The sequence below is a fragment of the Mesorhizobium sp. WSM4848 genome, from assembly GCF_055811375.1.
This window is the reverse complement of record NZ_JBVVPX010000011.1, coordinates 151,974-166,353: the sequence shown is the minus strand read 5'-3', so window position 1 is coordinate 166,353 and position 14,380 is coordinate 151,974. Positions and strand designations below refer to the sequence as shown.

12 protein-coding genes and 1 pseudogene are annotated in these 14,380 nt (G+C 62.5%); 1 reads left to right on the top strand and 12 read right to left on the bottom strand.

Translation table 11 applies throughout. The features are described 5' to 3' along the window. Positions 1 to 259: 259 nt before the first annotated feature. From ftsH to ybgC, 10 genes are all read right to left on the bottom strand, one after another. Positions 260 to 2,188: an ATP-dependent zinc metalloprotease FtsH gene (gene ftsH / locus AC0L16_RS13495; protein ID WP_023799979.1), complete on the bottom strand. Its 1,929-nt coding sequence runs from the start codon at positions 2,186 to 2,188 to the stop codon at positions 260 to 262. A gap of 123 nt (positions 2,189 to 2,311) precedes the next feature. Next, complete coding sequence (gene tilS, locus AC0L16_RS13490) at positions 2,312 to 3,691, bottom strand: tRNA lysidine(34) synthetase TilS (protein ID WP_473621285.1); 1,380 nt, start codon at positions 3,689 to 3,691, stop codon at positions 2,312 to 2,314. Positions 3,692 to 3,746: 55 nt separating this feature from the next. Next, positions 3,747 to 4,808 carry a tol-pal system protein YbgF gene (gene ybgF / locus AC0L16_RS13485; protein WP_473621283.1) on the bottom strand — a complete coding sequence of 354 codons (1,062 nt, stop codon included), beginning with the start codon at positions 4,806 to 4,808 and terminating at the stop codon, positions 3,747 to 3,749. Between the two features lie 202 nt (positions 4,809 to 5,010). Beyond that, complete coding sequence (gene pal, locus AC0L16_RS13480; RefSeq protein WP_027152911.1) at positions 5,011 to 5,517, bottom strand: peptidoglycan-associated lipoprotein Pal; 507 nt, start codon at positions 5,515 to 5,517, stop codon at positions 5,011 to 5,013. Positions 5,518 to 5,782: 265 nt separating this feature from the next. Continuing rightward, positions 5,783 to 6,160 carry a four helix bundle protein gene (locus AC0L16_RS13475; RefSeq protein ID WP_473621282.1) on the bottom strand — a complete coding sequence of 126 codons (378 nt, stop codon included), beginning with the start codon at positions 6,158 to 6,160 and terminating at the stop codon, positions 5,783 to 5,785. A 44-nt stretch (positions 6,161 to 6,204) separates the two neighbouring features. Next, positions 6,205 to 7,488, bottom strand: a complete 1,284-nt coding sequence (tolB, locus tag AC0L16_RS13470) for a Tol-Pal system beta propeller repeat protein TolB (protein ID WP_473621294.1) — start codon at positions 7,486 to 7,488, stop codon at positions 6,205 to 6,207. A gap of 67 nt (positions 7,489 to 7,555) precedes the next feature. Next, on the bottom strand, positions 7,556 to 8,716 hold the full coding sequence (locus AC0L16_RS13465; RefSeq protein WP_473621281.1) for an energy transducer TonB family protein: 1,161 nt from the start codon (positions 8,714 to 8,716) through the stop codon (positions 7,556 to 7,558). Positions 8,717 to 8,724: 8 nt separating this feature from the next. After that, the gene (locus tag AC0L16_RS13460) at positions 8,725 to 9,183 is read right to left on the bottom strand and encodes an ExbD/TolR family protein (RefSeq protein WP_077375321.1); all 459 of its coding nucleotides are present in this window, start codon (positions 9,181 to 9,183) and stop codon (positions 8,725 to 8,727) included. A 9-nt stretch (positions 9,184 to 9,192) separates the two neighbouring features. Beyond that, entirely contained in the window at positions 9,193 to 9,903 is a 711-nt protein-coding gene (gene tolQ, locus AC0L16_RS13455) for a protein TolQ (protein WP_023799988.1), read from the bottom strand. Positions 9,904 to 10,211: 308 nt separating this feature from the next. Next, positions 10,212 to 10,685 carry a tol-pal system-associated acyl-CoA thioesterase gene (gene ybgC / locus AC0L16_RS13450; protein ID WP_473621280.1) on the bottom strand — a complete coding sequence of 158 codons (474 nt, stop codon included), beginning with the start codon at positions 10,683 to 10,685 and terminating at the stop codon, positions 10,212 to 10,214. Between the two features lie 126 nt (positions 10,686 to 10,811). Here ybgC and AC0L16_RS13445 point away from each other — a divergent pair. Continuing rightward, positions 10,812 to 12,034, top strand: a pseudogene (locus AC0L16_RS13445) (glycoside hydrolase family 5 protein). Positions 12,035 to 12,037: 3 nt separating this feature from the next. Here AC0L16_RS13445 and AC0L16_RS13440 read toward each other — a convergent pair. Continuing rightward, positions 12,038 to 12,946 carry a metallophosphoesterase gene (locus AC0L16_RS13440; RefSeq protein ID WP_473621279.1) on the bottom strand — a complete coding sequence of 303 codons (909 nt, stop codon included), beginning with the start codon at positions 12,944 to 12,946 and terminating at the stop codon, positions 12,038 to 12,040. Positions 12,947 to 13,083: 137 nt separating this feature from the next. Beyond that, a complete protein-coding gene (locus tag AC0L16_RS13435) occupies positions 13,084 to 14,106 on the bottom strand; it encodes a heme-binding protein (RefSeq protein WP_473621278.1) in 1,023 nt (340 codons plus the stop codon). Positions 14,107 to 14,380: the final 274 nt, after the last annotated feature.

The following is a 14,380-nucleotide window of genomic DNA, read 5'->3' as shown; positions in this document are numbered from 1 at the left end:
CCCCCCCCCCCCCCCCCCCCCCGCGCGGGCGGCTGCGCGCCCACCTCTCCCCCGCTTCGCGGTGGGCGAGGAACCCAAGCTGGAGAGGTCGGCAGGGCAGCGCGCCGCTCGTAACTCAAGATTTGCCGAATCCGTTATAGGAGCGGATGCGATGGGGGGTGGCAGGCTTTCGCGTCGCGATCGGCTGTCGGCACCTCCTAAACAAAAACGCCGCGGTTCGAGCCGCGGCGTTTTCGAAATCAACCTCCTGAGCCGGACCCTAGCTTGACGGCTGAGGCTCCATGCCGCCTTCGGGCTCCGGACCCTTCTTGCGGCGGCTGCCGGACTTCGGCACGGCCGAGCCGCGGCTCGGCGGCGTGTCGTCACCGAGATCGCGGGCCGGCTTGTGGCCGGCGATCAGCTGCTTGATCTCGTCTCCGGACAGCGTCTCATATTCCAAAAGCCCCTGCGCCAGCGCGATCCATTCCTTCTTCTTCTTGGTCAGGATGGATTTCGCCGTCGAATAGGCCTCGTCGATCAGCCGGCGCACTTCGGCGTCGATGATCTGCGCCGTCTCTTCCGAGACGTTCTGCGTGCGCGCCACCGAATGGCCGAGGAACACTTCCTCCTGGTTGTCGCCGTAGGCGACGTGGCCAAGCTTGTCGGAAAAACCCCAGCGCGTGACCATGGCGCGCGCCAGCTTGGTTGCCTGCTCGATGTCCGAGGAGGCGCCCGAGGTGATGTTCTCCTTGCCGAACTTGAACTCCTCGGCGACGCGGCCACCCATCATGATGGCGAGGCGCGAGATCATGTATTTGTAGCTCATCGAATAGCGGTCGCCTTCCGGCAACTGCATGACCATGCCAAGCGCCCGCCCGCGCGGGATGATGGTCGCCTTGTGCAGCGGATCGGCCGACGGCACGTTCAGCGCCAGGATGGCGTGGCCGGCCTCGTGATAGGCGGTGAGTTCCTTCTCGGCCTGGGTCATCGCCGACGAACGGCGCTCGGCGCCCATCATGATCTTGTCCTTGGCGTCCTCGAACTCGGCCATGGTGACAAGGCGTTTATTGCGCCGCGCCGCCATCAGGGCGGATTCGTTGACGAGGTTCATCAGGTCGGCGCCGGAAAAGCCCGGCGTGCCGCGTGCGATCACCTTGAGGTCCACGTTCGGCGCCAGCGGCACGTTGCGCACATGCACCTTCAGGATCTTCTCGCGGCCGACGATGTCGGGGTTCGGCACCACCACCTGGCGGTCGAAACGGCCGGGCCTGAGCAGCGCCGGATCGAGCACGTCCGGCCGGTTGGTGGCGGCGATCAGGATGATGCTTTCGTTGGATTCGAAGCCGTCCATTTCGACCAGCAACTGGTTCAGCGTCTGCTCGCGCTCGTCGTTGCCGCCGCCGAGGCCGGCGCCGCGATGGCGGCCGACCGCGTCGATTTCATCGATGAAGATGATGCAGGGCGCATTCTTCTTGGCCTGGTCGAACATGTCGCGGACGCGGCTGGCGCCAACGCCGACGAACATCTCGACAAAGTCCGAGCCGGAAATGGTGAAGAACGGCACGTTGGCCTCACCGGCGACCGAACGGGCAAGCAGCGTCTTGCCGGTCCCGGGAGGGCCGACGAGCAGCACGCCGCGCGGAATCTTGCCGCCAAGCCGCTGGAACTTCTGCGGATCACGCAGGAATTCGACAATCTCTTCCAGATCTTGCTTGGCTTCGTCGACGCCGGCGACATCCTGGAAGGTGACGCGGCCATGCGCTTCGGTCAAAAGCTTGGCCTTCGACTTGCCGAAGCCCATGGCGCGGCCGGAGCCGGACTGCATCTGGCGCATGAAGAATATCCAGACGCCAAGGATGAGGATCATCGGCAGCCAGGAGATGAGATAGCTGAACAGCGAATTGGAACCGTCGGATTCGGGGCGCGCGTTGATGGTGACGTTCTTGTCCTGGAGTCTCGAAACCAGCGACGGATCACCCGGCGAATAGGTCTGGAAGCCGGTAGAGGTGTCGGTATAGGTGCCCGAGATGCGGGCGCCGGCGATGGTCACCGTCTTGACCCGGCCGGCCGCGACGTCCTGCAGGAACTGCGAATAGGGGACGTCACTCGCTGCTCCGCGCGTCTGCGGCGTCTGGAACAGATTGAAGAGAGCAATGAGCAGGACCGCTATGATCGCCCAGAGCGCGAGATTGCGATAATTCGGATTCATCAATTGTCCCGTTGGTGTCCGCTGGCGGACACGCGTCGTGAGAGGAAACTTAGGCCTAACATAGGGATGGCGCCCTTCATTGCCAAGCAGAACAGCATGTCGCGGTTAAGCTTTCGCCCATCATCAACCGGCAGTGTGGCCGCCGAAAGGCGTGGCAGGAAGTCGCGCCGCGCCGATCAGCGCGGCGACAGTTCCGGCCGGCGCCAGGTCGAAGGACGGCAGGAAGCGGGCAAAGGGCGCGACGACCGGGCATACCGCCATTCCCGGCGACATCGGGCTATCGCTTGGATGTTCGCTTGCGCGCCACAGCACCGGCTCGGCCGCCAGAGCCGCGCGGACAAGGCTCGGCGGCGTGCCGTTTTCAGCTATTGCCTGTTTTGCGGCACCAGCCGCGCCGAGCGGCGCGATCAAAAATGCACCCGGTTTGTCGCCCAATGTGATCCTCCGGCGGCCGTCCCAAAGGGCATTGTCCACGGCAGGAGCAGCGGGCGGCAGGTTGCGGGTTTCGCGACGCAAGAAGATCCCGGCACGCCGCGCATCGACCACCGTCCGCGACAAAGTGGCGCAAAACGGGGCAGCCAAAAATTCGGTTTTGCCAAGTCGTCCGGGCCTCATCCGGTTGAGCAGCGCCTCGCTGCGAGCCTGGTCGGGCAGAAATGCAACGCCGCCGACAGTCGCCAGCAGGACGCGCAGCGCGTAGACGGCCGCCGCCTCATCGCCGGCCGTCGCAAAGCCCGGATCGAGACGGATAAGGCCGGCGGCGGGCCTGCTGGCAAAGCCACGGATCAGCGCGGCGGCGCGATGGCCAAGCTGCTCGCGCTCCACCGCAGCCCGCGCGGCCAGCGCCAACGCGTCTTCCCGCGCACCATTGCGGACGGCAAGCGCTGCACGGATACGCGGCCTCTCGAAAGCCTCGTCTTCATTGGTCGGGTCTTCGGCCCAGCCGACATTCGCGCGCCGCAGGATTTTGCGCAGCGCAGCACGCCGTGTGCGGAGAAGCGGCCGTGCGATCCAGATCCGCCAGTCATAGAGGGTGGCCGGTGCCATGCCGGCTAGACCTCGTTCTGCCACTCGCGCCCCCTCCTGGCGCGCTTGCCGCATCAGCACGGTCTCGGCCTGGTCGTCGGCCGTGTGGCCGGTCAGGATCAGGCCGATACCTTCCGCCTGCGCCGCCTCGGCCAGCAGCCGGTAGCGTGCCTCTCGCGCGGCAGCCGGCAGGCCGGTCGATGGCTTGCGGCCGGACCAGACCAGGATGCGGTGGGCAATGCCGCGCCCGGCGCAAAGCCTCGCCACGGCTTGCGCTTCCGCTGCCGAGCCCGGCCGCAGACCGTGATCGATCGTTACAGCCAGCAATTTCGTTGCCGGCGCGGTACGGTCGAGGTGACCTTTGAGGAGAAGGAGAAGGGCGGTCGAGTCGCTGCCGCCGGACACGGCCGCAACAGCGCCGCTGGTAAAGTCGATCTGCGAAAAAACCGAACGGTCAGGCTCGGTTTCGGGCGTCAAAGCATGTCGCCCAAAAGTCGCCCCGGTGCAGGGACAACGACATGCAAGAGAAAAACTAACACGCCGCGAGCGCCCTTTCCTGCTTGACGCGTTCCTTGAGCGCGCCGGAAACGTTCGGATAGCGCTTGCCGATCTCGCCAAAAGTGGCGCAGGCCACGTCGCGCTGGTTCAATCCGACCAGCGACACACCGAGCTTCAGCAGCATGTCGGGAGCCTTCTTGGCCTTCGGATAGTCCTTGCTGGCGGCGAGGAAGGTCTCGGCCGCGTCGCGGTATTTTTGCTGGCCGAGCAGCGACTCACCCAGCCAGTAATGCGCGTCCGCCGTCTTGGCGTCCTTGGGGAAGCGGGCGATGTGGTCGCGAAAACCCTGTTCGGCAGTGCCGTAGTCGCCCGACAGGATGAACTGATAGGAATTGCGGTAAAGCTCCTCCGGGTCGTCGGTGGCAGGCAGCGCTGCGACCACCGTATCGTCGGACTTGCCGGCCTGGTCGCCGGCAGCTTGGTCGCCGGGAACGGGGGCGGTGTTCTGCGCCGGCGCATGCGCCTGCGTCTTGCCCTCGATCACATTGCCGTTCTTGTCGACGGTGATGGTGCCGAACGTCTTCGGCGGCGTGCCCTGGATCACCGCGCCGGGTTCGCCTGTCGGTGATTCGACGATGACCTCCTGGCCGCCGGCGGGCGGTGTGCCCGCATCGGCCGGCGCATGCGTCGCCGGAGCCTCGGCGACGCTGCTGTCGGTGTTGGTGGTGGCGTCCGACTTCTTCTGCTCGCGTGGCTGCTGCGCGCCTTGTGAGCCGCCTTCCAGCTGCTGGAAGCGGAACTCGTTATCTTCCTGTTGCTTGCGGATCTGCTCCTGCATCTGCAGCACCTGGAAGTTGAGCTCCTCGATCTTGCCGTTCATTTGCCGGAGCTGTTCCTCCAGCGCCGTAGTGCCGGTGCCATCCTGCGCAAATTGCACCTGATCCGGTTTCCTTTTTTCGCCGAAAATGCCGAGCGCCGGCAGGCGGAAGGAAAAACCGCTTTTTTCTGTGCCTTGCTCATTGCCTACTGCCGGGGCAGCGACGCTTGATACGAGCAGCAGCGCAAGCGTGCCGCTCAAGACCGATCTGAAATGCATGTGCCTCTCGCCGTGGATTGTTTGCCTGTTGCATGCCTTCCGATCGGAGTGGACCGTCAGGCGCCTCGGTTCTTACCAAGGACGCAGGACTTCGGCCAAATTTTGTTTCAAGTCCCACATCCGGGCACCGGACATGAAAAAGGCGGCCGCAGCCGCCTTTCGCAGGTAGGTGTTGCATTTCTGCCGATCGGAAAATTGCCGATCAGGAACCGGCACCGCTAATCGTGGTGACGGCGCGGCGGTTCTGCGACCAGCAGGAGATGTCGTCGCAAACCGCGACCGGACGCTCCTTGCCGTAGGAAATGGTCTTCAGGCGCTGGGCGGAGACACCCCTGGCGACGAGGAAGTCGCGGGTGGCAGCGGCGCGGCGGGCGCCGAGCGCCAGATTGTATTCGCGCGTACCGCGCTCGTCGGCATGGCCTTCGATGACGATGGCATACTGCCTGTACTGGTTCAGCCATTGCGCCTGGCGCGAAAGCGTCGTCTGCGCGTCGGCGCGGATCGAGGACGAATCTGTGTCGAAAAAGATGCGGTCGCCGATGTTGACGGTAAAATCCTGGGCCGATCCGGGCGTTGCCGCCCCGGCGCCGCTGAGACCGAGATCGGCGGCGCTGTTCAGGTTCTTCTTCGAGGCGCAACCGGCGATGGCGAGCAACGCCACCAGCGCGATCATCGCCGGGTTTCTGGTAAGTGCTGCGATACGGCCCATGCCGCCTCTCCTTCGCAATTCGAGTGATTTCGTTGATCGTCCAGTAACCACGTTTGGGTTAACCGGCGTTCAAGAAACACGGTTAAAATTTGGTTTCGGCTGCCGTCCGCAGCCGTTTTGCCAGAGGGTCACCAGATGGGGAATCCGAGGAGGCCACAATGCGCGCGGACCGTAGGCAGAAATGCGGCTGAAACGCGACCAAGCTGTGGAAAGGAGCGAATTGAAGAGTTGAAGAACTGAGGAACTGAGGAATTGCGGAAAGAGGTCACCTCAGCTTCTCTCTGAGATTGACCAGCATTCCGTAGATGCGGGCATAGGATTGCAACCACTCGTCGCGTTGCGCCTGGGTGATATACTCCAGATCGAACGCATACGAAATCCACGTCTCCACTTCACTGCATGACCCTATCGCCATCGAAATGAACCGTGCGAATTCGGGCTTGGAGTGGGTCTGTTTGGCAAAACCCTCAGCCAAATTGGCGCAGATCGCCTTGCTGGAACGACGTAGTTGATCGGCGAGCGCGTATTGCTCCAATTTCGGAAAAGCAAGCGTGGCTCTGTGTACCCCAAGGGAAACTGCATAGGCACGCTTATAGACTTCCAAATCCCTCGCGTGCTCGATGTAGGCCGCTGCCTTCTCCATCCTTCAGTTCTTCAACTCGTCAGTTCCTCAATTCCCCTTCCAGCCTATTCCAGCAGCGGCGACCAGGCCGGGTCCGATGCGAAATTCGCGGTCGGGATCGACTGTTCGTTGCGGCCGGTGAGATCGACCGAAACGAGTTTCGGGCCGCCGGCCGAATCGCGGAAGAACATCAGCACCCGGCCATTGGGCGCCCAGGTCGGCCCCTCCTGCTGGAAGCCGGTTGAAAGGATGCGCTCGCCCGAACCGTCGACGCGCATGACGCCGATCTGGAATTCGCCGGCGGTCTGCTTGGTGAAGGCGATGAGATCGCCGCGCGGCGACCACACCGGCGTCGAATAGACGCCGTCGCCGAAGGAGATGCGGGTCTGGCCAGAACCGTCGGCGCCCATCACATAGATCTGCGCGCGGCCGCCGCGGTCGGAGGTGAACACCACCTTGCTGCCATCCGGCGAATAGGACGGCGAGGTGTCGATGGCCGTCGAGTTGGTGAGCCTGGTCGTCGAGCGGCTTCTCAAATCCATGGCGAAGATGTTGGAATTGCCGTCGTCGCGCAGCAGGCTCATGATCACCTTCTGGCCGTCGGGCGAGAAGCGCGGCGCAAAGGTCATGCCGGGAAAGTCGCCTACCAGTTCGCGCTGCCCGGTCTCGATCTGCAGCAGATAGACCTTCGGCTGGCCGCTTTCATAGGACATGTAGGTGATTTCCTGCCGGTTTGGCGAGAAACGTGGGGTCAGCACGATCGACCTCCCGTCCGACAGATAGCGGATATTGGCGCCGTCCTGGTCCATGATGGCGAGGCGCTTCTTGCGCGCGTTCTTTGCACCCGATTCGTCGATGAAGACGACGCGCGTGTCGAAATAGCCCTTCTCGCCGGTCAGCCGCTCATAGATGGCGTCGGCGATGATGTGGGCGACGCGCCTGGTGTTGGCGTCGTTGGCGAAGAACTGCTCGCCCGACATCTGCTGGCCGGCAAAGGTGTCCCACAACCGGTACTGGGCGCGGACGCGGCCATCGGCCTCCTTGCTGACGCTGCCGGTGACCAGCGCCTGGGCGTTGATCACCTTCCAGTCCTCGAAGCGGGGCGCGGCATCCGGATTGGATATCTTTTCGATGAAGGCACTCTTTTCGATCGGCGCGAACAGGCCGGAGCGTTTCAGGTCGGCGCTGACGATGCCGGAAATCTCCGCACCCAACGCATCGCCGCCCTGGAAATCGGTGATGGCGATCGGCAGCGGCTCGACATTGCCTTTGTTGACGTTGAGCTCAACGAGCGCCCGCGCCGGCAAGGTGGCGGCGGCAGTCATGCCCAGCGCCATCGCTACGATCATCAGGAGCGGCTTGAGGATGGATTTCATGTCTTCTCGCTTCTCTTCAATGATTCTACGGGCGCCGGGCTCATAAGCCCAGCATCTCCCTCGGATCGAACGTGACCCGGACGTCGGCCCAGATGTCTTGTTTGCCTGCGGGAACCTGCAGGCCGGCCACATCGCATTTCTGAACAGCGCGCACGGCACTTTCGTCGAACGGGCGGTTGCCGCTCGACTGTTCGACAGATGGCCGTCCGTCCAGCTTGCCGGAGGCGTCGAGGTTGAACCGGACTACAACGATAAAATTCTCCGAACCCTCGAGCCCTACCGGCAGGGTCCAGCAGCCACCGAGTTGGGCCTCCAACGCACCCTGCTCCGATCTCGAAAGCTTCTGGCCCTGATTCTTGTCCCCGCCGAGCGACGCTTGCTGGGTCGAACGCTTGGCGCCGCCGCCTGATGGCTTGCGCTTGTCGAGCAGCGCCGAAATCTCGTCGGCGTTGAACTGCTTGTCTTCCGACTTCGGCCTGGACGACGCTTCCTTGACCGGCTTGTCGGCGTCCTTGCGCTCCGGCGCCTTGGCGCTTTCGGCGTGTGCCGGCTGCGGCTTCGGCCGCGCCTGCGGGGCCGGCGCAGAGTCCGGAAGCTGCGTCTCCTCGGGTGGCGGTTCCTTGGCAATCGCTTCGGCGACGGCGTCCGGCTTGACCTCAGGCTTCGGGTCAATGGCGGCGGTCTTGTCCTGCGGCGGCGTCGGCGGCGCTGGTTCCTTGGCCGGCGTCGGTTTTGGCTCCGCCTGCTTGACCGGCTCGGGCTTGACCTCTTCCTTCGGCTGCGGCACCGGTGCGACCTCGGTCGCCGGGACAGGCTTCGGCTGCTCCTTCGGTTTCGGCACGTCCTCGGGCTTCGGCTTTTCCTTCGGCGTCGGCGCGGGCGGCGGCGCCTCAGCCTTATCGACCGGCTGGGGCTTGGGATCCGGCGTCGGCGGCTTGTCGGTATCAACGCTGTTGTCGCCGACCGTCTGCGCGTCGGCCACGATGTCCGGACGCTGGGTCGGCAGTGGCGCCGGCTTTTCGCTCACCGCAGCTTTCTTGTCGCCTTTCTGTATCTGCGCGATCGCTTCCATCGGCACGATCTCGACTGCGACCGACTCGACTTCCGACGACGGAAGCGCAGCCGGCGCCGACAGCGTGAACAGCCCGAAGGCGATCGCCGTCGCATGCAAGATCACCGATGTGGTGAGGCCGGTCCGCATGTTCTTGTCTACTGGTCCTGTTCCTGCAGCGAGATGAGACTCATATTCTTGTAGCCAGCGGCTTGGACACGGGCCATGACCTGCAGAGCCGCTCCATAATTGGTTGCCTTGTCGGCGCGAAAGAAGATGCGCTCGTCATAGCCGGTCTTCGAGATCGCCTGCAGCTTTGCCACCAGTTCCTCGATCGGGATCTCGGTCTTCTGGATGTAAATCTGGCCGGCGGAGTTGATGGATACCTCGATCGGTTGCGTGTCGGCCGCAATCGCCTTGGCCTGTGTTTCCGGCAGGTCGACCGGAACGCCGACCGTCAGCAGTGGCGCGGCGACCATGAAGATGATCAGCAGCACCAGCATCACGTCGACCATCGGCGTGACGTTGATCTCCGATATCATGGCGTGATGGCGGCCGCGCCGCCTGTGGCCGCGACCACCGCGTCCTCCGCCACCTGCGCCTACAGACATTCCCATGATTGTTCCTCAGGTCTTCTGCGCGACTTTTTCATCGATTTGGCGCGAGAGTATGGCGGAGAACTCGTCCGCGAACCCTTCCATGCGCACGGCGATCTTGCTCGCGTCCGACGACAGCTTGTTGTAGGCGATGACGGCGGGGATGGCCGCGAGCAGACCAATTGCCGTGGCCAGCAGCGCCTCGGCAATACCGGGCGCGACCACCGACAGGCTGGTATTCTTGGATGCAGCGATCGCCTGGAAAGAGGTCATGATGCCGATCACCGTGCCGAACAGGCCGATGAACGGCGCCGCCGAGCCGGTAGTGGCGAGAAAGCCAAGCCGTCCTTCCAGTTTTTCCATTTCGCGGGTCAGCGCCAGGTCCATCGCCTTGTCGATGCGGGTCTGCAGGCCAAGCGGCGATTTCGCCCCCTTCTCGAAACTTTTCTTCCATTCGCGCATGGCGGCGACAAAGATCGCGCCCATGCCTGAGGTCTTGCGGTCAGCGAGCGTGCGGTAGAGCTCTTCCAGCGACTGCCCCGACCAGAACACCTGTTCGAAGCGATTGAGCGCGAGCCGCATGCGGCCATAGGCGACAAGCTTGTCGACGATGATCGCCCAGGTCCAGATCGAGGCGCAGAGCAGCCCGATCATGACCAGCTTGACCACCCAGCCGGCCTGCGTGAACAGCGCCCAAATCGACAAATGCGCGCCCGGTTCGGCGAGTGCGATATTTTCCATGGTTACGTCCTTAAGAATTTTCCGGGCACGGCTGGCGGCTGGCCCTAGGCATCCCTTGTTATCCGTTCGCACACAGCTTGCGGTATAACCCCAAAAATGCACCGTTGGCGGCCTTTTCGGGGCAAATCTTGGTGAAAGGAAGGCGCTGGATTCCTCCAATCTTCACCAGTCTCTTCATGAACCGTTATGGTTAAGGATGGGTTAGGACGCACAGCGTGGCGCATTGCCGCGCTTTTTAGGCGAGCCGCTGGCATCGTCAGCGGATCATTGGGGTCGGCAACTTGCCGATCTGAACTACCGATTTGAACTTACCGATTTCTCTTGGGCATGAAGGCTGCGATCCATTCCTTCGGAAAGCGCCTTGGCCGGCCGTTCTCGCCGACGATCGCCGCCTCGACCCGCGCCTCGACCAGCACCTCGCCGCCGCGCTTCAGCTGCTGCGCCATGATGATGCGGGCGCCCGAAATGTCCTCGGTGCGGGTCTCGATGGTCAGGATATCGTCCATGCGGGCGGAGCCGCGAAAGTCGATCTCCATGCGCCGCACCACCCAAATTATTCTTTCGCCATGCTTGCCGTCGGCGAGCTCGGTGTGGTGGACGCCGGCAAGCCTGAGATAATCGGAACGGCCGCGCTCGAAGAATTCGAGATAGCGCGCGTGATAGACGACGCCGGAGAAATCGGTGTCGGCATAATAGACCCGCGCCATCAGCCGGTGGCCGAATTCGGTCAGCGCCCCGGAAAGCCCGGTGCAGAGCGCCGCCGATTCACCATGATCGTCCATCGCGCTTTCCTTTTTTGGCCTGACCGGGCACCTAAAGCGCGACGCGGTTCAGGTTCCGGGCGCGTCGTTGTCCCAAAACCGCTACACAGTTTTGGGCGACACGCATTAACTTGGCGCATGAACCCGATGGCACTGTTGACGGCGATGATCAAGACCTTGATGGCGGCGCTGCTTATACTGGCCGCGCTGGTGCTGCCGGGCCAGGCGGGAAGTTTTTCGATGAAGCGCGGCCTCAATCTCGACCAGTGGACGACCTGGCCGGGCGAGGACAAGTGGGGCGACCGTCGGGCAATCCTGCCCTATCCCGGATGGCGCAAGTTCCTCAACGACGACGCCCTCAAGGCGCTGAAGAGCGCCGGCTTCGATTTCCTGCGCATGCCGGTCGATCCGTCGCCGTTCCTTTCCGGCGAGACGCTGGCGCTGCGCGACGAACTCTATGCCAGCGTGCTGGGCTCGGTGCGCATGATCAACCGCGCCGGCTTGAAAGTGATCGTCGACATGCATCTGATCCCCAGCGGCAGCAGCCGCAAAATCGGCATGGGCGAGGTGCTGGACGATCCACAAATGTTCGACGCCTATGTCGAAATGGTGCGCAAGATGGCGCGCACGCTGGCCGATGAGGATCCGCGCCAGGTCGCTTTCGAGCCGGTCATCGACTGCGATGCCGACGGCACCGGCCTGTGGCCGGAGCGCCAGCAGAAATTGTTCGCGGCGGCGCGTTCGTCAGCCACCAGGCTCACCCTGATCCTGACCGGCGCCTGCTATTCCAATGCGGCATCGCTGGCAAAGATCGATCCGAAGGCGATCCCCGACGACAACATCATCTGGACCTTTCACTCCTGACCCATCAGGGCGCGACCTGGGCCGGCGACTTCATCCCCTATGTCGCCGGCCTGCCCTATCCGCTCAGCGCCGTCCCGCGCGCCCAGCTGGATGCTGCGCTCGATACGATCCGCGCAAGGATCAAGGCCGAGGCGCCATGGGCGCGCCAGAGCGGCCTGCTTGCCTATCTCGACGAGCAGGTCGCCAACCTGGACACGGATGAGACGCTGCGCGAGACGATGGAGGCGCCATTCACCAGGGTCGAGGCCTGGGCAAAGGCCAACGGGATAAAACCGGAGAACATCACGCTCGGCGAATTCGGCATGATCCGCCAGGAATACGGCAATCTCTACGTGATGCCGGCCGAATACCGTGCCGCCTATGTCAGGGACATGATCGCGCGGGCCGAAGACCACGGCTTCTCGTGGTCGGTCTGGAGCTATGGCGGTGCCTTCGGCATCGTCGACGCGTTTGATGGCGACAAGGCCGAGCCCGATGTGATGGACGTGGTCAAGTCACTTCATTGACGGTCAGGCTGAACCCAGTTCGATCGACAGAATCTCTGGCCGCATCCCGAAACGCTCCGGCAGGATGCTGAAACCGAGGCCTCCGGAGACGATCAGGTTGCGGTTCTCCTCCACGACATGGCCGTACGCAAAACGGTTGCCGAAGCGGGATGGCACGACCGGAGAAAAGCCGAGCAACCGCACCTGTCCACCATGGGTATGACCGGAAAGAGTCAACGATATCCGTGATGGGACCTTCGGAAAAATGTCCGGCTCATGTGCCAGCAGGATAACAGGAGCCTTGTCGCTCACCTTTGCCAGCGTGCCGTGCAGGTCGTCCAGTCCTGTGAACCTGCTGCGGCCCCAGGCCTTGCCCGGCCGCAGCGCAAGTTGGTCCGCAAGTCCGGCGACCCAGAAGCCATGCCCGTCTTTCTCCAGGCGCACCACATCGTTTTCCAGGACCGGGATGCCGGCGCTCTCGAGCGCCCGGCGCGCCACCGTCGGCCCCAACCCGGCCTTCTGGGCGGAAAGGTCCTCCCACCAGTCGTGATTGCCAAGGATTGACCACACCCCGAGCGGCGCCTTCAGGCCTGACAATGCCGGCGCCCATTCGGAGGAATCCACCCAGTCCGTAACCAGGCGTGTGCCGGCTGCATAGTCGCCAAGCAGGACAATCAGATCCGGTTGCAGGCTGTTCGTCCGTTCGGCAAGCGACCTGATCCGCTCCGGCGTCATCCATGGCCGACAGGCATGAATATCGGCGAGAGCGACGACGCGAAGCCGCAATCCGGCAGGCCAGTTTGGCGGCGTCAATGAATAGCGCTTTACATGTGTCAGCAGCATCGGCTCGAGGCCAACCGCATAAGCGCTGAGCGACACGGCCGATAAGAAGGAACCGCCGATGAGGCGCAGGAAGCCGCGTCTGGTGATCATTGCTCAACCCCGTCGTTCGTGGGACCGACGGTCCTACCGCGGAAGCGTTAGAGCCCGCAAATACGCCGGCAAGCTGACCAGGATGAGGAGATTTTGCGCAGCCCCCAAAACCGCTGCGCACTTTTGGGCGACCTGCATCAGGGCGTGGCTGGCGCCGCTGTCTTCATTGCGTCGGCATCCGCGACCTTCTCCATCGTGTTGATGCTGACATGGGGCCATCTTATCAGGCCCGGCAGACCATCGCGACGCGGGAAGAAATCGAGAAGCACGATTTGCAGATATTGCAGAATGAGGCGCGGCGTTCCCGCGGGCGTCAGCTCGTCCAATTCCATTATCCAGAAAGTCGAAATCATTTCGGCCGCGTTGGCCTGCCTTACGATGAAGGGAATATTGACGATCCCGGCGGTCTCGACAGTCGTGCTGACCTGCAGCTTTGTCGTTCTGGTTACGGTTCCCGGAACGCCGCCGACAAGAAGCTGATGTGGCTTTACCGGATCGAAACCCGGAAAGGTGGGATCGGCCACCACACCCTTGAACGGAGCGAGATGAAAATGATTGTAGGGCGCCAGATAAGGACTGGTGAGAGTCTGATTGACGCCTATCGGCAACCCATTGATTGGCGGAATTGTCGGTGGCCCGTTGGTGACCTCGCCCGCACCCAATGCAAGCAGTGAGTCGCCGTGCGGAATGGTCCCAAGGCGTCCAATGTTGCTGGTTTTCTCTGCCTCATTGGTCATGAACAACCAAAGGCCCGGCTCGTGGTGAATCGTCGTGTTCGGATCTCCCTGCAGGCCGCTCGCCGGAAAATCGTCGGCAAGCAACTGCTCGATCCGTTGCTCGTAATCCAGTGCGACCACGACCTGGTCGGTGTTGATCGAAGTTCCGTTCCTCTGGATGCCGCGATTCTTGACGCCCTTGTCCACCAAAGTGAATTTGAGCACCTCATCATATTGATTGACCAAGAGCCGGTAGTCGATCCCGCTGCCCGATGAAGCGAATGGCAAAGCGATCGCATTCCAGCCGCACCCCTTCATGCCCGGGTCATTCGTCCACGTTCCAGGAAGTAACTTGAGTACATCGAGATCGCTATCGCCCTGTCTGGCGATATCGATGTAGCGGGGTTCCGTCTTAAGCTCGGTCACTCTGCTTGCTGCAATCATAGCTTCCCCCTGTCATATTGAACAATTGACAATATACTTCTTCGCCGCTGCCAGCGGCGTAGAAAGGCAGGACTTCAATGCATATAGTTATGCGTGAGCGCTTAATGTCGGATACTACGCGGTGCCTGAAATAACGCTATACTATTTGAAAAAAGTCAAATCGAAATTTGACTGAACTTCTTTGGTTAAGATAATGAGTAGCATGATGAGGATTATAATCCTTGTCAATCATCACCTTGGATCCGACGAAGACACAGAAGCATTCGCGGCTGAG